Genomic DNA, 22,196 nt, shown 5'->3' with positions numbered 1-22,196 from the left:
CCGGATGACGTAGACCCGGACATCTCGCCCCCCGCAACCAGGTGACGTCTGACACCTTGCCATCGCAGCTAGCCGGAGACTACCGGAACGCCCAGTTCCGACCCGGCTACACCCCGCCCGATCGGCTCCGCCCGAAGCCGCCTCGCACCGAGGCTCAGACGGCCCTCGGCGCCGGGCTGATCGCGCGCCGCTGGGGCTTCGGCCGCCGGGAGCTCGACGAGTTCTCGGTGCTCGGCCACGAGCGCGGCGCCGCCGCGGTCGACGCCGGAGCCTTCGGCGCGCAGGTCGTCGCCGTGCCGACCGAAGCCGGCCCGTTCACGGTCGACCAGGGCCTGCGCCGCGGCACGACCGCCGACACCTGGGCGCGCTCAAGCCGGTCGCCGGCCCGGACAGCCTGCACCACGCCGGCAGCTCGTCGCAGATCTCCGACGGCGCCGCCGCGCTGCTGATCACGACCTCCGAGAAGGCCCGGGAGCTGGGCCTGACCCGATCGCCCGGTACGTCGCCGGCACGGTCCTCGGCGCCAACCCGATCGAGGTGCTCTCCGGGCCGATCCCGGCCACCGGAGAAGCTGCTGGCGAAGACCGGCCTGTCGATCGACGACGCCGGCGCCTTCGAGGTCAACGAGGCGTTCGCGTCGGTGCCGCTGGCCTGGCTGGCCGAGACCGGCGCAGACCCGAAGCAGGCCAACCCGCTCGGCGGCGCGATCGCGCTCGGCCACCCGCTCGGCGCGTCGGGGGCGATCCTGATGACCCGCCTGATCAACCACCTGCGCGACAACGGCCTGCGCTACGGCCTGCAGACGATGTGCGAGGGCGGCGGCACGGCCAACGCGACGCTCGTGGAACTGCTCGACGCCTGACGGCGGCACCTCGCGCCGGCACCTCGCGGCGACCTCGTCGGCGCCGGCACGGCGGAGCTCAGGTGGCCGCGGCCCTCAGGTGTGGCGGCCCACCCGCGCGAGGTGGCGGATCTCGGCGTCCGGGCCGGGGTAGAAGAACGTGACCCGTGCGTCGTCCGACCAGCGGACCCGGAACGGGGGGTTGCCGAACGGGCCACTGACCTCGACGACCTCGCCGTCCCGGTCCGGCTGGTCCTGGGTGTGGCGGTGGATGACGATCTGGTCGCCGATCCGCGCCTGGCCCGGCCCGGGCTCCGTCCGGGCGGTCCTGGCCTTCCGGTCGGCCGTCGACGCCGGAACCGGGAGGCCGGCCTCGTGGCGCGGGTGGTGGGCCTCATGCGTGACCATCGCGCCGATGCCGCGCAGATCCTCCGGGACAGCCTCGGCGAGCAGGTCGTCGAGCGTGATCAGGCCTACCACCTCCGCACCGGCCATGAGCGGCAGCCGGCGCACCGAGTGAGTCCGAAAGGCCCGAACCACCTCCGCCCGTTCGGCCGTCACCGGCAGGGTGACAACGCCGCTCGTCATCACCGCGTCGACTCGGGCGTCCCGCGGCAGCCCACGCGCGACGGCCCGCAGCACGACGTCGCGGTCGGTCACGATGCCGACGAGCCGCTCCCCGTCCAGGACGAGCAGCGCGCCCGCTCCCGCCCGGTCCATCAGGCGGGCGGCATCCGCCAACGTCGTGGCCGGCGAGACCGTGACCGGCACCTGGTAGGGAATCGTCATCTCGCCCTCCTCAGCTCCAGGCGCGCGCCCGGCGGTTGTCGGGTGGCGCGGCGCCCTCGTAGGCAGCTTTCCCCGCTGGTCGCGGCGGAGACAGCGCCGGGAGCGGGCAGCCAGGCCCGGCCGGGCCTACCGCCGACGCCCGCCGCTTCCAGCGCGGGCCCAACCAACCCGGCGCGCGACGACCACGACGACCGACCAGCTCGGCGACCGGCCGTCGTGCTGGCCTGAAGGTGCCCGCCGGCATCGCGGGCCTCGCGTGGCGCGGGTGCGGCCGGAAATCAACCAGACACGCGGAACCCGGACACATTGTGTCAAGTCGGCCTGGGTGTCACCATTGGCGGTGCGCAGCGGCGACGGGCACTGGCGGGAGAAACGCATTGAGGGTCTGGCCGGTTTCCCGTCGACGCGCGACCATATCGGCATCGTCAACACTCGCCCGGCGAGGGGAGGCCGCAGTGACCCGCGCCGAAGCAATCATCAACGTCCCGTTCGACGCCCGGCTGCTGGACGACGGCGGGAAATTCCCCGCCGAACTGGCCTACCGGTCGACGGATCCGTTCGCGGTCGTCATCCGGTTCGATGTCGGTAACGGCGCCTGGGTCGAATGGGTTTTCGCCCGGGAGTTGCTGGAGGACGGCCTGCGCCGGCCCGCCGGGATCGCAGACGTCCGGGTCGCGCCGATCACGCACGCCGGCGAGACCGTCGTCGAGCTGTCGCTCTCGAGCCCCGGGGGGCACGCGCGGATCGGGCTGCCGCGCTGGGCCGTGCGCGCCTTCCTGCGCCGGGCCGCCGCCGCGGTGCCCTGCGGCGGCGAGTCCCGCCACATCAACTGGGACCAGGAGCTGGCGCCGCTCACCGAGGGCGGCCCGCTCACCGGCGACGGCCCGAGCATCTCCGGCTGACGCGGCGCTCCCGCCCCACCCGCGCGCTGCCACCGGCGGACGGAACAGGCCTGACGGGCCGGACGGTGCACCCGGACCCGGCGCAAGCACGCATTCAGGTCGGGGAGCCCGATTTCGGCACCCAGTGCCGGGAGATGAGGGGCGGACGGAGGGTTGTGTGTCGGCCGGTGAGGCGGGTATAACGACTGTCAGGTGAGAGAAGCCACCATCAAATGGCACGGAGAAGTCGGAGTCGTCGACAAGGCGTCATCCTCGCACCGTGCATCACCTAATGCCGCGAGTGCGGCGTGAGCGTGGACTTCTCTCACCTAGTTTCTCAGCGCCAGCAGCGATTTCCGCTCACCCGGAGAGCCGCGGGCCCCTGCCAGTGCCGGGACGAACGGCGTCTCCGGGGCAGCCTTGTCCGCGTGCGCCAGGTGGTCGCATGGCGCACCTCCCGTAGCGCCTGGGCGACGCTCCGCCGCCGGATGAGCCCCTACCGCCCGATGTCCCGCGGCGGCACCGCGGCACCCGCCACGGCGGCAGGCGAGCCAGCCGCCAGGGCGGCGCTTGCCGAGTTCACCGAATTGTCACGGTTGGCGACAGCTCGCCCGCGCTTCTGGGATAGTCGAGTGCCCGAAGGGCGAACGGCGCTGGCTGGTCGCGACGTCCCGCCGGGTGGGAGGAGCCGGGTCACCCGGCCTGGGACGGGCGGAAGGAAACCAAGATCGCGATGCGAGCATCGGACTGGGATGCGCGGTATGCCGGCAACGAGCTGGTGTGGGGGCTCCCGCCGAACCGGTTCGTCGCCGCGGAGCTCGCCGAGCTACCGGCTGGCCGCGCGCTCGACCTGGCCTGCGGCGAGGGACGCAACGCGATCTGGCTGGCGAGCCGGGGCTGGCAGGCTACCGGCCTGGACTTCTCGGCCGCCGCGATCGAACGCGCGGCCCGGCTCGCGGTCGAGGCTGGAGTCGCGGCCCGCACGAGGTTCCGCGTCGCCGATGTCATCGCCGAGGCGGAGCCGGAAACAGCCGGCAGGTCCGACCTTCCGGCGGTCGGCAGCTTCGATGCCGTGATCGTCGCCTACCTGCAGCTTCCCCCGCTCGCCCGCCGGGTCGCCCTGCGCCGCGCCGCCGGCTGGCTCGCGCCCGGCGGCACCCTGCTCGTCATCGCCCACGACGCACGCAACCTGACCGACGGCGTCGGCGGCCCACGGGACCGCGAGGTCCTCTACTCACCGGAGGACACCGCGGCCGACCTCGCCGACGTGCCGGGACTCGTGATCGAGCGATCGGTCCGTGTCCTGCGCCCGGTGGAGACCCCCGCGGGCGAGGTCAACGCCATCGACACCCTGCTGCGAGCCCACCGCGCCGCGGCGAGCCCACCCACAGGTCCATGACGAGGGACAGGCGGGGCCTGCGCCGGCGCGACCGCACCGGCGGGATCGCCGGCCTGGCGGCGGTCGTCACCCGGCGGTGACGCCACCGTCCGAGGACAGGATGGCGCCGTGGATGTTGCGGCCGTCGTCGCTGGCGACGAAGGCGAAGAGCTTGGCGATGTCGTCCGGCTTGGCCATCCGCCTGGGGACCATGTAGCGGCCGATGAGGTCGTAGTCGACGTCGTCGGGGAATGCCGTCCCGGCCACCAGGGCGGTCTCGGTCCCGCCGGGGGCGATGGCGTTGATACGGATCTTCTTCTTGAGGAACTCCATCGCCAGCGCGCGGGTCAGCTGGACGACCGCGCCCTTGGTCATGCAGTACAGGACGGTGTAGGCGCCGCCCATGAGGCCGGAGTTCGACGCGATGTTCACGATGTTGCCCCTGGTCGCCAGCAGGTGCGGTATCGCGGCCTGGGCGAAGAAGAAGTACGCGTCGGTGTTGATCGCGAACATGAGCCGGTACTCGTCCTCGGACACGTCCGTCACGTGGCCGGTCCGCAGGATGCCGGCGACGTTGCCGAGCACGTCGAGCCGGCCGAACTCGGCCACGGCGTCCTCGATGGCGGCGAAGCAGGCGGCCCGGTCCCGCACGTCGGTGACCCGCCCGACGATCCTGCCGGCGTCGTCGGGCAGCTCCTTGCCGAGCGTCTCCAGCCCCGCGGCGTCGACGTCGCAGGCCAGGACCGAGGCGCCCTCGCCCGCCAGCCGCACTGCGACGGCCCTCCCGATGCCGGACGAGGCTCCGGTGACGAGCGCGACGCGGCCATCGAACCGACGCAGCAGGTTCTCCTGTGTCATCCGGGTGCCTCCTAGGGGCGGATCGGCGATACGGGCACGGTGGGGCGATCAGTCGGCCGGCCGCGAGCCAGCGCCGCCGGCGGGTGGCGGCCCGGACCGGCCCGTTCCGCCGGCCGGGGCGGGCGGTCTCACGGCCTGGCGGCGGGGCGGGCGGCCATCAGGTTGGCCTCGAGCAGGTAGTCGGGATCGGACCGGTCGACCTGGGATCGGGCCCGGGCGAGGATCTTGGCGCTCTGCGCGTCGCTCGGGACCGTGATCCAGAACGTGTCGGCCCGGATGCCCGCCAGGCACAGGTCGGCGACCTCGGACAGCGGCGCGAAGACCACCGGCAGGCCGGCGGCGTCCATCCGCTGCTGGAAGGCGCCGAGGGAGTCTCGGCCTTCCTTCGGCGGTGCGCCCGGGCGGTCGTAGCGGTCGGGCCGGTTCGCGCCCGGCCGCCAGATCCCGGTGTTGAGCAGCCCAGGCGTCACCGTGGAGGGGTAGAGCAGCGAAGCCGAGACCTTCGCGCCCGACTGCCGCAACTGGCCCCACAGGCACTCGGTCACGGTGGTCACGGCCGACTTCGTCGCCGCGTAGACCGCGCTGTTGATCAATGGGGTGAAGCCGCCGTTCCCCGAGGTCGTGTTGACGATGTGGCCCTCGACGTCCTGGGCGATCATGGTCTGGGCGAACGCGCGGATGCCGTTGACGACCCCGAGCACGTTGACGTCGAACGACCAGCGCCAGTCGTTGACGTGGTGCTCCCAGAGCTGGCCCTCCGGCCCCGACCCGATGCCCGCGTTGTTGCACAGGACGTGCACGGCGCCGTAGGTGGCCAGCGTCGCGTCCCGCAGCGCCTCGACCGACTCGAGCGAGGTCACGTCGGTCACCACACCGGTGACCCCGCAGCCCGCCTCGCGCAGCTCGGCCGTCGTGCGCTCGACGAGGTCGGGCACGACGTCGGCGACGACGGCCTTCATCCCCTCGGCACAGAACCGCTCGACGAGGGCCCGGCCGATGCCCTGGCCCGCACCGGTGACCACGGCGACCTTGCCGGCGAAGTCCTGCACAGCGCACCCCTGTCGTCCCGGCCGCGATCGGCGGCACCCACCACCGAGTAGAACGGGTTCTACAAAAGCGCCGAACCCGGCTCAGCGCAAGGGGTGGCCGACCGGCGGAGCCAGGACTCGGCAGTGAGCACGGCCCGGGCGGGAGCGGACCGCCAGGCATCCCGCCATGGCGGGGCCGACCCGGCCGTCAGCCAGGTCCACGGGCCGCCGGGCTCGGCCGGCCAGACAAGGAGCCCGAAACCGGTTCCCATCAACAAAGCTGCGGTATTCACGGTAAAATCGGATAACGCGCGGGCGGGTGTCGCCGGCGACCACCGCAGCGGCCGTATTCCAGAACGGGCAATCTGCGCCCACCGGTCACCCGTATCGGGCGGAACAATCCAGTCACGTCGAGGCGTCTCCCGGTACCACTGTCGGCTATCGTTTCGGCATTGCGAGAACGGGTACGTTGAGCGAGCCAACCAGGCTCACCGGATCAATCCAACCTGGCCGCGCGGGATTCGCGGCAGCCGCCCCGGCTGACGTCAACCCGCGAAGGAGGGGCGCTTCGCATGCCAATCCTCTGCCGCCCTGCCGTCCTGGTCCCGGAAAATACGATCGGAATGGAGGAGACCCTCGAGCTGGCCCGCCGAATGCACGCGGACCACCCTCAGCTCGATCTCGTTCTCCGGCTCATCTCGAACACCGGGGTGGACAAGCGCCACCTGGTCCGCCCGCTTGCCGAGACTCTGCGCCACCCCGGTTTCGAGGCACGTAACGCGGTCTACGCCCAAGAGGCGATGGCGCGGATACCAGGAGTGGTGCGCCCCGCTCTCGCGGCGGCCGGGGACCTCGGGCCCGAGGACATCGACGCCATCATCTTCGTCTCCTGCACAGGCTTCCTGATGCCCTCACTGACGGCCTGGATGATCAACAACCTCGGGTTCCGGAACGATACCCGGCAGATCCCGATCGCGCAGCTCGGCTGTGCAGCGGGTGGCGCGGCCATCAACCGGGCGGCCGACTTCTGCAACGCCTACCCGGGCGCGAACGTCCTCATCGTCGCCTGCGAGTTCTGTTCACTGCTCTACCAGCCGTCGGACCACGACGTCGGCTCGCTCCTGGCCAATGGCCTGTTCGGTGACGCCGTCGCCGCCGCGGTGGTCCGCGGGCGCGGGGGCTACGGCGTGCAGCTCGAACGCAACTGCTCCTACCTCGTGCCGGACACGGAGGACTGGATTTCCTACGCGGTGAAGGAAACGGGCTTCCATTTCCGGCTCGACAAGCGGGTGCCGAAGACGATGGCGATGCTCGCCCCGGCACTGTGCGCTCTCGCGGAAAGCCACGGCTGGGACGCGGGCACGCTCGACTTCTACATCATCCATGCCGGCGGCCCTCGCATTCTGGACGACCTGCGCGACATTCTCGGCCTGGACCCGGCCTTCTTCCGCTACAGCCGGGCGACCCTGACCGAGCACGGCAACATAGCGAGCGCTGTCGTGCTCGACGCCCTGCGCCGCATGTTCGAGGACAACGTGCTCGAACATGGCGCGACCGGCGTGATCGCCGGTTTCGGCCCCGGCATCACGGCCGAAAGCTGCGTCGGGACCTGGTCCGCGCCGATCAGCCAGGCCTCCGACCTGCGCACTCGTCTCACCGCCCGCGAGAGCGCCGCGTGATGACCACCGAGACCCAGCCCCGGGTGCGGCACTGCCCGTTCGGCCACCTGGAGGCGTTGGAGTTCGACCCCCTGCTGCGGCAGCTACGCAAGGAGGAGCCGGTAATCCGGATCAGCATGCCCCACGGCCGGGGCTGGGCCTGGCTGGTGACCCGCTACGACGACGTCCGCACGGTCGTGACGGACCACCGCTTCAGCCGCGCGGCGGGCATCGGCCGGGACCTGCCGCGGATGACGCCCGAGCCGATCGCCCAGGCCGAGGCGGTCAACCTGATGGATCCGCCCGGGCACACCCGGCTGCGGCGCCTGGTCGCGCAGGGGTTCACCGCGCCGCAGACCGAGCGCATGACCCCGAAGATCCGCGCGGTCGTGGCCCGGCTCCTCGACGACATCCGCGCGGCGGGACCTCCGGCCGACTTCGCCCGGCTGTTCGCCGCGCGCCTGCCGCTCACCACGATCTGCGAGATCATGGCCATCCCCGAGGCCGACCAGCAGCGCATCCGGGAGCTGGTGGTCACGCTCATGTCCACCGACGCCGGGCCCGGGCCGACCCGCGAGGCCAAGGCCGCCCTGCGCGCCTACTTCCTGGAGCTCTCGGCACAGCGTCGCGCCCGGCCCGGCGACGACCTGATCAGCACTCTGGCCCTGGCCCGGGACGGAGCCGAGCTGCTGGGTGTCACCGAGCTCGCGGTGATGTCGATGGTCCTCACGATCAGTGGGCACGACACGAGCACCTACCAGCTCAGCAACATCGTCTACACGCTGCTCACCCACCCGGAGCAGCTCGCGTTGCTGCGCGCGCGTCCCAGCCTGCTGGAACCCGCGATCGAGGAGCTGCTGCGCTTCATCCCATTCCGCCACGGCGTCGGCATCGCCCGCATCGCCACCGAGGACCTGGAGCTCGGCGGCGTGACGATCCGCGCCGGTGACGCCGTCCACGTCTCCTACCTGGCGGCCAACCGCGACCCGGACGTGTTCCAGAACCCAGAGGCGCTCGACTTCCAGCGCCACCGGCCGGCGACCCACATGACCTTCGGTCACGGCACCCACTACTGCGCCGGTGCCAGCCTCGCCCGCGCCGAGCTGCGCATCTCCCTCGAGGCCCTGCTCGCCGGCTTCCCGGGACTGCGCCTGGCGGTGCCCCCCGAGGAAGTCCCCTGGCACACCGGCTCCATCTGGCGCTACCCCGAACGCCTTCCCATCGCCTGGTAGCGGTCGTATCCAGACCGTGACGAACAGCGGACGGTGGCGCGCGGCCCAGGTGACGTCGCCCGAGCAAGGGCCGCCTCGTGGCCTCGCCACGCCAAACCCCCTGCCCATTTGGCGATCATCAGCGGCCGACGGCGCTCACAGGTCTGATGATCGCCAACTGGGCAGCAGACCTGTCGCTCCGAGTCCCATTTGCCGCAATTACGCTTGCGCAGTTCGCGATCATGCCGGTTCCAGCAGCCAGGAGAGGCCGGAGATCGCCAGTTGGGTGGGGATTTTGGCGTCATCGACCGGCCTCACGATCCACGGGATACGGCGCAGGACCCGGTAGACCCTCGGGCGGGTCTGGACCTAGCCGTGGCGTCGGCGCGGCACGCCGGGTGACGGCATCCGATCCCGCTTCTGGCCACTATCCGTAACTATAATTGTTCGGAGAGTATCCATCGCGCAGAAGGAGGTCAGATGGTGTTGTGGGGTCCGAGGACGCAGCCGCCGCCACAGGGGCCGCGCTCGCCGCTCGCGCCCGTCGCGGCATTCGCGGGCACGGTCGCGCCGACCGACCGGGCGCCGTGGCTGGCCTGGCGGCCGCGGGCGATCGGAGGGCCGGTCAGCAGCGGGAGCGCGGACCTGCTTCCCGTGGTCTCGTCCAGCGACTGGAAGGACACCGAGGCGGTCCTGGCCGCGCTCTACCGGCGGCTGGAACGCAAGGCCATCGACGCCGCCGACCGGCACCGGCGCCGTGGCCACGACCTTCGGTCGCTCTCGCACCTGCTACGGGTGCTGGCGGTCCTGCTGGCGGCGGTGGGCGTGCTGCTGCCGGTGATCGCGGCCTCTCGGCACGACATCGCGGGAGCGGCCTGGTGCTCGCTGTTCTTCGGCGCCGCGCTGGCGCTGCTGGCCATCGAGCACGTCTGCGGCCTGTCCGCGGCGGCCGCGCGCGGCCACTCGGCAGCGACCCGGGCGCAACGCCGGCTGGAGATCTTCCAGGAGGACTGGACGGCCGCGTGCGTCCCCGGCGCCGCGGACGGGACCATCCCCGACCGGCTCGCGATCCTGCGTTCCTTCACGGCCGACCTGCGCACCCTCGCCGACCGCGGGCCCGCGGACGGCGCGGGCGAGCTGTCGTTCGCCGATCTCACGCTGTAGCGGCAGTCCCCGCCCGCAGACCCCGGCAGGCACCGCATTCGGTCGGGCCGGGCGTGCCACCGCGACGGTGGCACGCCCGGCCCGACAACTCCGAGCCCTCGACTCTAGGATGATTGTATATACTATCCGATCATTCTCGACCGCCCGGGCGAGCGCGGGCCTGGTGGCGCTCGCGAAGCGCGGCGGCCACCTGAACTGTGGGCAGTGGATGAGGAGTCGCGGATGAGCGGGAGCCGGCCGGCATCACCCGAGCAGGAGCAGACCCAGTACGCGCAGCGGCTGTTCCCCGCGCCGGTGGACCACGGGATCGCGCGGCCGGACCGGGCCGTCTCGACGGTCGAGCGGGGCACCGACACCGTCGCGTACAACGACCCGGACGGTCGCTGGTACGAGGGGGGCGGGCGGGTCGGCGAGAAGGCCGTCGAGTCGATCGCCGTCTACCCGCCGACCCGCGGAGTGGCCACCCAGGGTGATCCGTTCGAACCGGTGAAGATCGGCATCCTCGTCGACATGGACCTCGGCCAGCTGCTGTCCGACTGGGTCGACTCGACGATTCTCGCCATCGAGGACGCGCTCAACGAGGGCGTCTACGACCGCCCAGTGAAGGTCATCACAGCGGACGCCCGCGGCCTGCCGCGGGAGAACTACCTGAAGGTCCGCCGGGGCTACCAGAAGCTGGTCGACGACGGGTGCGTCGTCGTGCTCGGCCCGATGATCTCGGACAACTCGCTGAACCTGATGGACACCGTCAACCGGACCGGCGTCGCGTGCCTGGGCTGGACCGGCAGCGTCAAGTTCGCCGGCGACTACTGCTTCACGGTCGCCAACGGCGACATCCCGACCGAGTCGGTGATGGGCGCCAACTGGTGCGCGCAGCAGGGGCACACCAAGGTCGGCTTCTTCTGGGAGAAGGGCTCGTCCGGAGACCACTACTCCGAGTACTTCCGGACGGCCGCGCAGAACGTCGGCGTCGAGATCATCAAGGAGGTCCGCCTCGGGCCGGACCCCAGGGGCTTTCCAGGAGAGCCTTGAGACGATGCGCGCGCAGGGCGCCGAGGCCATCGTCTACATGGGCTACGGCTACTCGACGTTCCATTTCGCCGCCGCGTTCAAGGCGCTGGGCTGGGGCCCGCCGCGGTTCATGGGCACCGCCTTCATGTTCTACTCGAACTCGAACTCGAACGCGTGGGCCGAGGGCCTGGAGGGCTGGCACGGCGTGGCGAGGACGGCGCGAACCAGCTACGAGGCGATTGTCCGCCGGTAGGCTCAGGGCCCGACTAGGCCAGCAGGAGTCTCCGGTAGCCGTGACCGGGCCCCTTCCCACGACCACCCCGGCACCCAAGTGACGATCACGGGTCGGGGATGGCCGCGCCTGCGAGAAGGAGCCGGACCTGCAGGCGCTCGTGAGCGAGGTTGCCGACCGGCTTGGGGTCAGCCGGCCCGTCCTGGTTCACGTCCTCCCGACACCGGAGGCGATGGTCTGCCAGCCGCCCCGGTCGTGGCGGTCACCACGGCGGCGGTCCTGCCACGGGCTCGTCCTCGGCCTGCCGTTGCTGGAGCGGCTGCCCGCCGGGCAACTGGCCGCGCTTGTCACGCACGATCTCGCCGCGGCGGTGGTGCCGGCCGGGCTGAACGGCCATCCGCCGACGCCAGCCCGTATGGCCGCGTTTGCCCACGCTCGTCAGGCGCGGCCGGCCCGCCTCGCTCGTGATGACCACCCCTCCCGGCCGGCGGCCGGTTGGCCGCAGGCGACGTACCAGTCAGCTGGCCGGCTGGGAGACCACCACCGGGCCGGCCACCACCGGCGATCTGTGACCTATGTCACTCATCCCGCCCGGGTGTAGAGAATGGAGGTGCGGCCTCGACCTCGTGGTGTCGGCGCCGGGAGGCGGCGCCAGAGACGGCAGGAGTTCCGACCATGAAGTACCTGGTGACGATCTACGGAAGCGACGAGACCTGGGCGGCGATCCCGCCGGAGGAGTGGCCGGCCGCCATCGCCGCGCAGGAGGCGTTCAACCGCAAGTACTTCGACTCCGGCGAGCTGATCGGCGCCTACGGCTCCGGGACCGAGGCCGACGTGAAGGTCATCCGGGTCCGCGACGGGGTGCCGGCCATCACCGACGGCCCGTACCTGGAGACCAAGGAGTTCATGGGCAGCTTCTACATCCTCGACGTCCCGGACGAGGCACGGGCGGTCGAGATCGCGGCCGACCTCCCGTGGGCCTCGCACGAGGCTGTCGAGCTGGTCCCGCTCCCCCACGAGTCGCCGGCTCCCCAGCGGTCGTAGCCGATGGCCGGCCGCCCCGTCGAGGACCTGCTGCGCGAGCTGGCGCCGCGGGTCCTCGGCGGGCTGCTGCGCCGGTACCCGACCCAGTTCGAGCTGTGCGAGGACGCCGTCCAGGAGGCCCTGCTGGCCGCGGCGACGGGCTGGCCGGCGGACGGCGTCCCGGACAGCCCGCGCAGCTGGCTCGCGGCGGTGGCCGGCCGGCGGGTGATCGACGCGATCAGGGCCGAGTCCGCCCGCCGGCGCCGCGAGGAGGGGCTGGCGCTGGCCACTCCCGCGGGAGAGCTGGTCGCCGCCGCGGCGGACGCCGACCGACCCGCTGACCTGGACGACTCGCTGCGCCTGCTGTTCCTGTGCTGCCACCCGGCGCTGTCGCCACCGAGCCAGGTGGCGCTGACCCTGCGGGCGGTCGGCGGCCTGACGACGGCGCAGGTCGCGACCGCGTTCCTCGTCCCCGAGGCGACGATGGCGCAGCGGATCAGCCGGGCGAAGCAGAGCGTGCGCGCCGCCGGCGCCGAGTTCCGGCTGCCGGCCACCGGCACCGAGTACGACGCCCGGCTGCGCGCCGTCCTGCACGTCCTGTACCTGATCTTCAACGAGGGCTACACCGCGAGCTCCGGCGCCGACCTCACCGCCCCGGCGCTGTCCGACGAGGCGATCCGGCTGACCCGTTGGCTGACCCGGCTGGTGCCCGCCGGGGCGCCAGCCCACTCCGAAGTGCTGGGGCTGCTGGCGCTGATGGTGCTCACGGACGCGCGGCGCCCTGCCCGGGCCGGTGCCGACGGCCGGCTGGTGCCGCTCGCCGAGCAGGACCGGTCCCGCTGGGACCGGGAGCTGATCGCCGAGGGCCTCACGCTGGTGGAGCAGGCCCTGCCGGTCGGCCCGGTCGGCGCCTACCAGGTGCAGGCCGCCATCGCCGCGGTGCACGCCGAGACGGCCGACACGGACGCCACCGACTGGCCGCAGATCCTTGGCCTCTACGACCTGCTGGAGCGGATCGCGCCGAACCCGATGGTCGCGCTGAACCGGGCGGTGGTGCTCAGCCAGGTCCGCGGCGCGGCGGCGGCCCTCGAAGCCGTCGACGAGCTGGCCGGCGGCCAGCTGGCAGCCCACCACCGGCTGCTCGCCGTGCGCGCCCACCTGCGCGAGCAGACCGGCGACCGCGCCGGCGCCGGCGCGGACTTCCGCGCCGCGGCCGAGCGCACGGCGAGCGAGCCCGAGCGCCGTTACCTGCTCGCCAAGGCCGAGGAGCAGTCCGCCGTGCCCGGAGCGGACGACGCCACCCGGGGCGGGCGCTAGGCGCGCTGCAGTATCAACGCGACCGACTCGCCAGGGCGCACGATCACGCGGGCCTGAGCGAGATCGTCGATCGCACCCGTGACCTGGAACCGGATGACGCCGGGGCTGGTCAGCGTGCCGCCGGCGTCGGCGTAGGACGACGGGTCGGGCAGCAGCGCGCAGCCTTTCGGATCCTGGCCGGCGGGCAGCGACGCGTCGAGCGTGAGGTCCACCGACGCGTCGGTGGGGTAGGCCGAGATCGGCCCGTCCCGCGGCGCCCGGACCGTGCCGTGATAGCGGACCGGGCAGGTCCCGGACGTCTCGGTGGCCGTGATCTCCTCCCGGTCACCCGTCACGCCCTGGTCCTCGATCTCCAGGCCGAAGCCTGGCAGCGGCGAGCTCGCGACGCTCTGCCAACGGCCGAGCCAGGGCCAGATCGCCGCCAGCCGGCCGGCCGTCGGGCTGCCCGAGGGCGTCGCCGGCGCCGCGGCGGCGCCGGCGACGGACGCGCCACCCGGGGCCGGCCGGCCGGAGTCCCGCCGGGACTGATCGGTAGCCGACGGCTGGTCGACGGCGCCGAAGATGGTGAGCGCCATCAGTGCCGCGCCGAGCAGGCACAGCACGGCGGCGCCCACCTTGCCGGCCCGCCGCCGGGGCTCAGGCCGCGGGGGCGTCCGGTGCCGGGGGCCGGGCGGGCGCCCCGAACCGGCCGTCCGGGCCGGGCTCGCCGGCGGCCGCGGCACGGCCCGGCGCGGCGGCGTCACGACCGTCCGCGACGGGCCTGGCGTCGCCGTGGGCAGGGCGGCCGGCACCAGCGCGGCGGTACGCGTCCGGGCCTGGTCTTCGCCGGCGCACCACGGACAGGCGTCGAGGCCTGAACGGTAGTGATGGGTCTGCTTCCGCGCGCACGTCACGAGGCCGTCGGCCAGCCCGCGCAGCCCGTCGCGCCATTCGACGGCCGCCGGACGTGGCTGGCGCGCCCCTGCTTCGGGGCCGAAAGCGCGCTCGAACAGGGTCAGCAGCTCATCCGGCAGCACCTCGGCCGGTGCCATGCCGGCTGGCGGGTCGAGGCGGCCGCCGCCGGCCAGCGCGTAGAGCCCGAGCCGGGCCAGGCCCAGCGGTGCGGGCTCGGCGCCCGCGGCCCGCCAGATCCCGGTGTAGGGCCGATGGCCGCCGAGCAGCAGGGCGAAGCAGTGGACCGCGAGCGCGTAGTCGTCGGCGCCGGGGCCCAGCGGCCGGCCGCGTTCGGCGAGCAGCTCCGCCGGCATGAACTCGGGCCGGCCGACCGGCGCCCGGTACACGTGACCGCCCTCCGGGGCGGCGGCGCCCCGCGGCGCCGCCGCTGCCGGCCCCGGGATCTCCCGCTGCCCGGTGACGTCCGGCAGGCCGATGGGGCCCAACGGGTCCGGCACGCTCACCTGCGCCGCGTCGCAGTCGACGAGGGTGATCCCGCCCTGGGCGTTCACCCGGACCAGGCCGTCATGGAAGTCGCCGACAACGTAGCCGCGCTCGTGCAGCACGGCCGTCGCGGCCGCCAGGTTCGCCGCCGCCCGGGCCAGCAGCCGCCAGTCGCGGGCGACCCGCGGCCGGTCGGCCCGGTAGGGCCGCTGGGCAGGCGGACCGACGAGCCAGTCCGGCGGCCGGGCCTCGGGAGCGGTCTGGCGGGGGCGGACGAACAGGGCCCGCAGCTCGACCCCGTCGAGCGGCCCGGGCAGCGTGTAGCCGGCGAGCGCGCCGGTCCGGTCGACGACCAGCTCCCGTGGCCAGGCGAACCGGTAACGGCCGATGACATCCACGGGCGGGTGGGCGATCATCCAGGTCAGCTTCGCGCGCAGGTCCGCGGCCGACCGGAGAAGGAAGGCGGGACTGAACAGCTTCACCGCCGTCCCGGGATGCCCCTTCCGGGCGTAGAGCCGGCCCTGGCCGGCGTCGCCAAGCGGGCGGCCGATATGCACGCGCCCGCCATCAAGGCCGAATAGTTCGGCCAGATCAACCGAGTCCCGCCCGTCGCCCATCGATTCCTCTCAAGCGCGCCGGACCAGCATCCCACAGGCGGGGACCGCCACGACGGGCAAGGGCGGAATGTAAGGACTAGCCCAAAATCGTCCACAGTTGCGGCGATTAAGAGAACGATCAACGACCGAGAGTGAGGTCGAGTCGGGACCGGTCATCCGGCCCAGCGGTCAGGGGCGGAAGGCGTAGTCGTCGTAGCCGGCAGGGAAGATCTTGTAGCCGGCGTTCCGGAGCAGCGCCCGGGCCTTCGCCAGGTCGACGCCCAGGTGGCAGGCCTCGTAGATCAGGTGTCGCGGCGCCCACGAGCTGGCGAAGTCGATCTGCTGGATGATCTCGAAGTCGAAGCCCTCGGTGTCGATCTGCAGGAGATCGATGTGGTCGATCCGGTGCTTGGCCAGCAGCGTCGACAGCCGCATGACCGGGACCTGGATCTCCTCGATCCGCTCCTCGATGTCCGGGATCAGGATCTTGGACTCCAGGACGACCTCGCGGCGCAGCGAGCTGAGCCCGATCACCCAGACCGGGTCGCTCGGCTTCCAGTGGACGGCGTACATCGTCGCCGTCCCCTCCTCGGCGCCGATCGCCGTCCGCTCGCAGCTGATGCCCGGCACGCCCCGGTAGGAGTTGGTCAGCGCGGTGAACAGATGCGGCAGCGGCTCGACGACGACTCCGTGCCAGCCGTGGCCGACGATCACGTCATGGATCGGGTCGCCCATCTCGCCGTCGTTCGCCCCGATCTGGACGACGGACAGCGGTCGGCCGGCCCGGTCGGCGATCCGCTTGACGATCGAGACCGCGTCGATCCCCGGGCCGTTGGCGCCCCCCCAGAGGCTGGCCCACATGTTCAGCGGCATATGCGCGTTCGCCGGCGGGACGCGGCGCACGACGTTGCGCGCGACCCAACGAGGGTTTGCCTTCACCATGGGCGCACCATACGACCGCAACCTCGGGCGGACGCGACCAGGGGCGTGTTACGGCCGAAGCCCCGGCCACAACCGGACGGAACGGCGCCGCGAGCAGCGGTGCGTCGGGCGCGCCTCGTGCCTGGTCACACCCTTCCCGGGACCTGGAGTGCCTGGGACCGCGCAACTTCGACCGCCGCGGCGACGTCTGACGCGGCGTGGAGCCACGCAGGTTGGAGCATTTCCTCGCGGTCGCCGAGGAGGGCGGGTTCACCAGGGCCGCCACGCGGCTGCACATGGTGCAGTCCGGCGTGTCGGCGTCGATCCGCTCGCTGGAACGGGAACTGGGCGTCGACCTGTTCGAGCGCACGACGCAGCACGTCGAGCTGACCGAGGCCGGCCGGGCGCTGATCCCGGAGGCGCGCCGGGTCCTCGGCGCGGTCCGGCAGGCCCGTCAGGTGGTGACGGAGGTACGTGACGGCGCCCGCGGGACACTGGCGATCGGCATCCCGGACGGTCTGACCCCGCGCGCCGTGCTGGCGGCGCTGGCCGCCTTCCGGGCCGAGCACCCACTGGTGCAGGTCCGGCTGACCGCGCCGGGCCCCGGCGGCTGCCGGACGGGACAGCCGGCGCAGGAGGCGAAGCTGCGCGAGGGCGAGCTGGACCTGGCCGTGCTCGCGGCGACTGGCCCGGTTCCGGGCGTGCGGCTGTACACGCTGCGGACCGAGACCCTCGTGCTCGCCTGCGCGGCGGACCACCCGCTGGCCGGCCGGGAGGCGCTGACCCTGCCCGAGACCGGCGAGCTGGGCCTGATCGAGTTCCCGGCCGGCTGGGGGGTGCGGGCCGCCGTGGACCGCGCCTACGCGGCCGCCGGACTACCCCGGCGTCCGCCCGAACTGGAGCTCACCGACCTGGCGACCGTCGTCGATTTCGTCCGCCACCGGCTCGGGGTCGCGTTCGTCCCGGGATCGCTCGCCGACCAGGCGAGCGATCTGCGATACGTGCCTATTGAGCCGCATCCGCCGCGCTATCAGCTGGCGATCGGGATTCCGATCGACCGCCCGTTGTCGACGACGGCCGCGACCTTCCTGGAGCGCTGCCTGCGGCCCAGCCGCGCCGCCTGACGGATTCACCTGACGCGCTGTCACGGACGCGCGCGGCGGCGCCGGCCGAAAACCAGTCACGCCACGCAGCGCGAGAACACCGCGACGACAAAGGCGGCGACGAAGTCCGCAACCAGGCTGTCGCCATTCTCGACAAACAAGATCGTGACAGTCTGCAGCGCGATGAAGATGACGAGGAAGCACACCGTCTCGGCCCGCCGACTGCCGGATCGTCCTGTCTCCACCACTCGGCCGCCCATCCTCCCAGTCAGCCAGCGGCGCGCGCATTGTCCGGGCCGCGGCCTGACGGCAGCAGAGTAGGCGGGGCTACTGTAACTGGGCAATCGAGAAAGGAACGGTAAGAACCTTCCTGGTAAGAAAGCCGACAGCCGACCTTCCCGCCGCCCGAGACGGCCGTGCGGCGCGCAGGCTGCCGACCATGGCGAAGTCGCGAGCGCGGCCGGATGACCCCGCGGACCACGTGGAGGGGCTCGGCGGGGTCAGCCGTGCTGCGCGAGCTGGATGAGGTTGCCGCAGGTGTCGTCGAGGACGGCCGTCGTCACCGGGCCCATGACGGTGGGCTCCTGGGTGAAGCGGACTCCGAGGCCGCGCAGGCGCTCGTACTCCCGGTGGACGTCGTCGACGGCGAAGGAGGCCACCGGAATGCCATCGCCGGCGAGGGCCGACCGGTACGGGCCGACCGCGGGATGGGCGTCCGGCTCCAGGAGCAGCTCGACGCCGTCGGGCTGCTCGGGCGAGACGACCGTCAGCCAGCGGTAGTCCCCCAGCGGAACCTCGGTCTTCTTCACGAAGCCGAGCACCTCGGTATAGAAACGCAGCGCCTTGTCCTGGTCGTCGACGAAGACGCTGGTCAGGTGGATCCGCATCGGCGCGCTCCCGTCGAGAAGGCGCCCTCCATCGCCGCCCGGACCGGCCAAGGCCTCCGGCCGGCCCCGGCGCGGTGGAAGCACGCACTGTCGTGGCCGCCCGAGCACCAGCCCGGACGGCCACAACCTACGCCAGCGGTCCGACAGGTCAGATCTTCGTCCAGGCCTCCGTCAGGACCGAGCGCAGGATCGACTCCATCTCGTCGAAGTGCGACTGGTCGCAGATCAGCGGCGGCGAGAGCTGGATGACCGGGTCGCCCCGGTCATCGGCCCGGCAGTAGAGGCCCGCCTCGTAGAGGGCGCCGGACATGAACCCGCGCAGCAGCCGTTCCGACTCCGCGTCGGTGAAGCTCTCCTTGGTGGACTTGTCCTTCACCAGCTCGATGCCGTAGAAGAAGCCGTCGCCACGGACGTCGCCGACGATCGGCAGGTCGGTCAGCTTCTCCAGCGTCGCCCGGAAGGTGGGCGTGTTGCGGGCGACGTGGCCGACGAGGTCCTCGCGCTCGAAGATGTCGAGGTTCGCCAGCGCCACCGCCGCCGACACCGGGTGCCCGCCGAAGGTGTAGCCGTGCGCGAAGCTGGTGGAGCCGCGCAGGAACGGCTCGGCGAGCCGGTCGCTGGCGATCATCGCGCCGAGCGGCGAGTAGCCCGAGGTCAGGCCCTTGGCGCAGGTGATGATGTCGGGCTGGTAGTCGTAGCGCTGCGCGCCGAACATCGCACCGAGGCGCCCGAACCCGCAGATCACCTCGTCGGAGACCAGCAGCACGTCGTAGGCGTCGCAGATCTCGCGGACCCGCTGGAAGTACCCGGGCGGTGGCGGGAAGCAGCCGCCGGCGTTCTGCACCGGCTCCAGGAAGACCGCGGCCACGGTGTCCGGGCCCTCGGCCTCGATCGCGACGGCGACCTGGTCGGCGGCCCAGCGGCCGAACGCGACCGGGTCGTCGCCGAACAGCGGCGCGCGGTAGATGTTGGTGTTCGGGACCCGGAAGCCTCCGGGCACCAGCGGCTCGAACATCTCCTTCAGGCTCGGGATGCCGGTGATCGCCAGCGCGCCCTGGGTGGTGCCGTGGTAGGCGATGGACCGGCTGATCACCTTGTGCTTGAGCGGCTTGCCGACCAGCTTGAAGTACTGCTTGGCCAGCTTCCAGGCCGACTCGACGGCCTCGCCGCCGCCGGAGGTGAAGAACACCCGGTTCAGGTCGCCGGGGGCGAGGTTCGCGACCCGCTCGGCGAGCTCGATCGCCGCCGGGTGGGTGTGCGCCCAGAGCGGGAAGAAGGCCAGCTGCTCGGCCTGCCTGCGGGCGGCCTCGGCGAGCTCGGCCCGGCCGTGGCCGACCTGCACGACGAACAGCCCGGCCAGGCCGTCGAGGACCCGGTGTCCGTCGGAGTCCCAGATGTAGGCGCCGTCGCCGCGGACGATGACCGGTGCCTCGCCGGCGGCGAGCGCGGACAGCCTGGTGAAGTGCGGCCACAGGTGCGCGGCGGCCGACCTGTTGAGCGAGTCGGTGGCGGTGCTGAGGTCGGTCGCTGTCTCGTCGAGGGTCGTCACGGCAGTCCTTCCACCGAGCCAGGCGGGGTGTCACGAGTGGCGGGGCGCGCCAGCGCCCGGCCCCGGACCCGGCGCACCGCGTCGGTGCGACCGGGCAGGGCCGTCCGCGATGCACCCCAAAGATCGCACACATCATACGGTTAGCGCGGATGGCAGGCAGGCCCACAAACTTTTCCGCAGCGTATGATCGTCACGACAATGGTTACCGCATTGCCGCCTTATGTCGTTGCGGTATCGGGCAGGACGCCGCCCGGTGAACGGGTGGCCCGCGGCGCGCCGCCGTAACCCAGGCCTCGCCGTGACCCACGCTGGCCGTGGGCGGCGCGCACCCCACCGAGCCGGGCCGCCGGGTGCCGCCGGCGGCCCAGCGGGCCACGACGTCGACGAGGGAGCACTCAGTGAAGATCGCGATCCCCCGCGAGGTGAAGAACCGCGAGTACCGCGTGGCGGTCACCCAGGCGGGCGTGAACGAGCTGACCCGCCACGGTCACGACGTGTTCGTCGAGGAGGGCGCCGGGGCCGGCTCGATGATCCCGGACGCCGAGTACGTCGCGGCCGGCGCGAAGATCGTCGACGGCGCCGACCAGACCTGGGCGGCGGGCGATCTGGTCCTCAAGGTCAAGGAGCCCGTCGAGCAGGAGTACCACCGGCTGCGGCCCGGCCTGGTGCTGTTCACCTACCTGCATCTCGCGGCGTCGCTGCCCTGCACCCGGGCACTGCTGGACGCGAAGGTCACCGCGGTCGGCTACGAGACCGTCGAGCTCGCGGACCGGTCGCTGCCGCTGCTCGCACCCATGTCGGAGGTCGCCGGCCGGCTCGCCCCCCAGGTCGGCGCGGGCGCGCTCATGGCCGCCGCCGGCGGGCGTGGGGTGCTGCTCGGCGGGGTGCCAGGCGTCGACCCGGCGAAGGTGGTCGTGATCGGCGCCGGGGTCGCCGGGCTGAACGCGACCGCGATCGCCGTCGGCATGCAAGCCGACGTCACCCTGCTCGACCTGGATCTCGGTCGGCTGCGCGCCGCCGACGCCCGGTTCGCCGGCCGGGTGCGGACCGTCGCGTCCAACGCCTACGAGCTGGAGCGGGCCGTGCTGGGCGCCGACCTGGTGATCGGCGCCGTGCTCGTCCCCGGAACGCGGGCGCCCAAGCTGGTCAGCAACGCGCTGGTCGCTCGGATGCGGCCCGGCGCCGTGCTCGTCGACATCTCGGTCGACCAGGGCGGCTGCTTCGAGGACACGCACCCGACCACCCACGACGACCCGACCTACCGGGTGCACGACACCGTCTTCTACTGCGTCGCGAACATGCCGGGCGCGGTCCCGCGCACATCGACGCACGCGCTGACGAACGCGACCGTGCCCTACGCGCTGGCGATCGCCGACGGCGGCTGGCGTGGCGCGATGCGCCGCGACCCGGCCCTCGCCCGCGGCCTGAACACCCACGACGGCCAGGTGACCTGCCCGCCGGTCGCGGCGGCGCACGGCCTGGCGAGCCTGAGCCCCGCCGATGTCCTCGGGACCGCGCCGCAGCCACCCGGGGCCTGACCGGCCGGCGGCCGCCAGCACCTCCGGTGGCCCTAAGGCCTTCTCCCCGCCCGACGGGCGGTTCGGCGGACCGGGCCAGGGCACACCGCTGGGGTGAATCGGATCCTTCCTCACCAACGTCGGCCGGAGGGGGCGCGTCGGCCGGTCGGCGGCAGGTTCTCGGGCCTCACCGGCGCGGCCCCGGCCCGCTCCGCGCTGGGGCTGCGGGCAGCGCTCGCCGTGTTCGGGCTGGTGTTCTGCGGTGTCGTCGCCGGCCTGTTCGCGGCGGCCGGCTGGACCGTGCCCGCCATCCTGCTCTGCGTCGCCGGCGCGACCGCCATCGTCGACCTGACCGTCATCGGCCTGCGGGCCCGCCGGCGCCGCCGCCTGCGCCGTCCGGACGCGATGGGCTCCGACCCTCGGCAGCAGGACCGCAACCACAGCGGCAGCTACCTTCCGTAGCCGGCGCCGCGGCCCGGGATGGGTCGTTGCTGACGCCTCGTAAAGACCAGAACCCACCGCCGACGCTGCCGCGTCCCGTCGACCTCCGACAGAGACAGCTCTCGCCTGGGCCTTTACGAACGTCGATCTCGACTGTTGACCATGCTCTCCCAGGCTCATGCCGTCATGGCCGCACTATCTGACGACTCATCAGATTTTTGGCGGGACGCGGCATCGAGGAGAGCGCGATGGGGCGAGAGCAGGACGGCATCGGGGCCGAGCCGAGCGGCGACGGCGCCGACCCGCCGGCGCCACCCAGCTTCCCCGCCGGCATCTCGCTCTACCGCCAGGAGTTCAAGAACTGGTCCGGGGAGATCGACGTCACCGGCGTCTGGACCTGCGCGCCGACCAGTC

At 72.6% G+C, this 22,196-nt stretch carries 21 protein-coding genes and 1 pseudogene; 14 read left to right on the top strand and 8 right to left on the bottom strand.

The annotated features are described in order from the left end of the window. Positions 1-164 precede the first annotated feature (164 nt). A pseudogene (locus FRADC12_RS24345) lies at positions 165-862 on the top strand (thiolase family protein); the annotation flags it as partial. Positions 863-937: 75 nt separating this feature from the next. Here the strand turns inward: FRADC12_RS24345 and FRADC12_RS24340 are convergent. Continuing rightward, positions 938-1,630 carry a DUF1918 domain-containing protein gene (locus tag FRADC12_RS24340; RefSeq protein ID WP_045878375.1) on the bottom strand — a complete coding sequence of 231 codons (693 nt, stop codon included), beginning with the start codon at positions 1,628-1,630 and terminating at the stop codon, positions 938-940. 455 nt (positions 1,631-2,085) lie between these two features. On the opposite strand from FRADC12_RS24340, the gene FRADC12_RS24335 reads away from it, so the two are divergent. Further along, on the top strand, positions 2,086-2,532 hold the full coding sequence (locus tag FRADC12_RS24335) for an SsgA family sporulation/cell division regulator (protein WP_052711133.1): 447 nt from the start codon (positions 2,086-2,088) through the stop codon (positions 2,530-2,532). Between the two features lie 712 nt (positions 2,533-3,244). Next, positions 3,245-3,910, top strand: coding sequence for an SAM-dependent methyltransferase (locus FRADC12_RS24330; protein ID WP_045878374.1), 666 nt, complete (start codon positions 3,245-3,247; stop codon positions 3,908-3,910). 66 nt (positions 3,911-3,976) lie between these two features. On the opposite strand, the gene FRADC12_RS24325 is transcribed toward FRADC12_RS24330, so the two are convergent. Both FRADC12_RS24325 and FRADC12_RS24320 read right to left on the bottom strand, forming a co-directional pair. Then, a complete protein-coding gene (locus FRADC12_RS24325) occupies positions 3,977-4,747 on the bottom strand; it encodes an SDR family NAD(P)-dependent oxidoreductase (RefSeq protein WP_045878373.1) in 771 nt (256 codons plus the stop codon). Positions 4,748-4,875: 128 nt separating this feature from the next. Beyond that, positions 4,876-5,796 (bottom strand): SDR family NAD(P)-dependent oxidoreductase, encoded by a 921-nt coding sequence (locus FRADC12_RS24320; protein ID WP_045878372.1) that lies wholly within the window; start codon positions 5,794-5,796, stop codon positions 4,876-4,878. A 602-nt stretch (positions 5,797-6,398) separates the two neighbouring features. Here FRADC12_RS24320 and FRADC12_RS24315 point away from each other — a divergent pair. The 8 genes from FRADC12_RS24315 to FRADC12_RS24280 all read left to right on the top strand — a co-directional run bounded on the left by FRADC12_RS24315 (position 6,399) and on the right by FRADC12_RS24280 (position 13,391). Next, positions 6,399-7,454, top strand: coding sequence for a type III polyketide synthase (locus FRADC12_RS24315; RefSeq protein WP_283215132.1), 1,056 nt, complete (start codon positions 6,399-6,401; stop codon positions 7,452-7,454). Further along, a complete protein-coding gene (locus tag FRADC12_RS24310) occupies positions 7,454-8,665 on the top strand; it encodes a cytochrome P450 (protein WP_045878370.1) in 1,212 nt (403 codons plus the stop codon). Before FRADC12_RS24315 ends, FRADC12_RS24310 begins: the two co-directional genes overlap by 1 nt. Before the next feature lie 459 nt (positions 8,666-9,124). Next, positions 9,125-9,808, top strand: a complete 684-nt coding sequence (locus tag FRADC12_RS24300) for an SLATT domain-containing protein (protein WP_157489012.1) — start codon at positions 9,125-9,127, stop codon at positions 9,806-9,808. A gap of 222 nt (positions 9,809-10,030) precedes the next feature. Further along, positions 10,031-10,840, top strand: a complete 810-nt coding sequence (locus tag FRADC12_RS24295) for an ABC transporter substrate-binding protein (RefSeq protein WP_232304006.1) — start codon at positions 10,031-10,033, stop codon at positions 10,838-10,840. 4 nt (positions 10,841-10,844) lie between these two features. Then, positions 10,845-11,072: a hypothetical protein gene (locus tag FRADC12_RS33455; protein ID WP_052711131.1), complete on the top strand. Its 228-nt coding sequence runs from the start codon at positions 10,845-10,847 to the stop codon at positions 11,070-11,072. Between the two features lie 139 nt (positions 11,073-11,211). Further along, positions 11,212-11,652 carry a M48 family metalloprotease gene (locus FRADC12_RS32535; protein ID WP_198153026.1) on the top strand — a complete coding sequence of 147 codons (441 nt, stop codon included), beginning with the start codon at positions 11,212-11,214 and terminating at the stop codon, positions 11,650-11,652. 74 nt (positions 11,653-11,726) lie between these two features. Then, entirely contained in the window at positions 11,727-12,095 is a 369-nt protein-coding gene (locus tag FRADC12_RS24285; protein WP_045878366.1) for a YciI family protein, read from the top strand. A gap of 3 nt (positions 12,096-12,098) precedes the next feature. Next, entirely contained in the window at positions 12,099-13,391 is a 1,293-nt protein-coding gene (locus FRADC12_RS24280; RefSeq protein WP_045878365.1) for an RNA polymerase sigma factor, read from the top strand. On the opposite strand, the gene FRADC12_RS24275 is transcribed toward FRADC12_RS24280, so the two are convergent. Together FRADC12_RS24275 and FRADC12_RS24270 are read right to left on the bottom strand one after the other, a co-directional pair. Continuing rightward, positions 13,388-15,385 (bottom strand): hypothetical protein, encoded by a 1,998-nt coding sequence (locus FRADC12_RS24275; protein ID WP_157489011.1) that lies wholly within the window; start codon positions 15,383-15,385, stop codon positions 13,388-13,390. The genes FRADC12_RS24280 and FRADC12_RS24275 overlap by 4 nt on opposite strands. A 168-nt stretch (positions 15,386-15,553) precedes the next feature. Beyond that, the gene (locus FRADC12_RS24270) at positions 15,554-16,306 is read right to left on the bottom strand and encodes an FkbM family methyltransferase (RefSeq protein ID WP_045878363.1); all 753 of its coding nucleotides are present in this window, start codon (positions 16,304-16,306) and stop codon (positions 15,554-15,556) included. Between the two features lie 212 nt (positions 16,307-16,518). Between FRADC12_RS24270 and FRADC12_RS24265 the strand changes: the two genes are divergently transcribed. Continuing rightward, positions 16,519-17,409 carry a LysR family transcriptional regulator gene (locus FRADC12_RS24265; RefSeq protein WP_052711129.1) on the top strand — a complete coding sequence of 297 codons (891 nt, stop codon included), beginning with the start codon at positions 16,519-16,521 and terminating at the stop codon, positions 17,407-17,409. Positions 17,410-17,465: 56 nt separating this feature from the next. On the opposite strand, the gene FRADC12_RS32530 is transcribed toward FRADC12_RS24265, so the two are convergent. The 3 genes from FRADC12_RS32530 to FRADC12_RS24255 form a co-directional block, all read right to left on the bottom strand. Next, complete coding sequence (locus FRADC12_RS32530; protein ID WP_198153025.1) at positions 17,466-17,636, bottom strand: hypothetical protein; 171 nt, start codon at positions 17,634-17,636, stop codon at positions 17,466-17,468. Between the two features lie 252 nt (positions 17,637-17,888). Beyond that, on the bottom strand, positions 17,889-18,275 hold the full coding sequence (locus FRADC12_RS24260) for a VOC family protein (protein WP_045878361.1): 387 nt from the start codon (positions 18,273-18,275) through the stop codon (positions 17,889-17,891). A 148-nt stretch (positions 18,276-18,423) separates the two neighbouring features. Continuing rightward, positions 18,424-19,824 carry an aspartate aminotransferase family protein gene (locus tag FRADC12_RS24255; RefSeq protein ID WP_045878360.1) on the bottom strand — a complete coding sequence of 467 codons (1,401 nt, stop codon included), beginning with the start codon at positions 19,822-19,824 and terminating at the stop codon, positions 18,424-18,426. Positions 19,825-20,222: 398 nt separating this feature from the next. Between FRADC12_RS24255 and ald the strand changes: the two genes are divergently transcribed. Beyond that, entirely contained in the window at positions 20,223-21,362 is a 1,140-nt protein-coding gene (gene ald / locus FRADC12_RS24250) for an alanine dehydrogenase (protein WP_045878359.1), read from the top strand. A gap of 93 nt (positions 21,363-21,455) precedes the next feature. Further along, complete coding sequence (locus FRADC12_RS24245) at positions 21,456-21,803, top strand: hypothetical protein (protein ID WP_045878358.1); 348 nt, start codon at positions 21,456-21,458, stop codon at positions 21,801-21,803. The last annotated feature ends 393 nt before the right edge of the window (positions 21,804-22,196 follow it).

It is taken from the genome of Pseudofrankia sp. DC12 (genome assembly GCF_000966285.1).
In the GTDB taxonomy this organism is placed as follows: Bacteria; Actinomycetota; Actinomycetes; order Frankiales; family Frankiaceae; genus Pseudofrankia.
The sequence above is the reverse complement of the archived record's forward strand: the minus strand, read 5'-3'. Positions and strand labels throughout refer to the sequence as shown.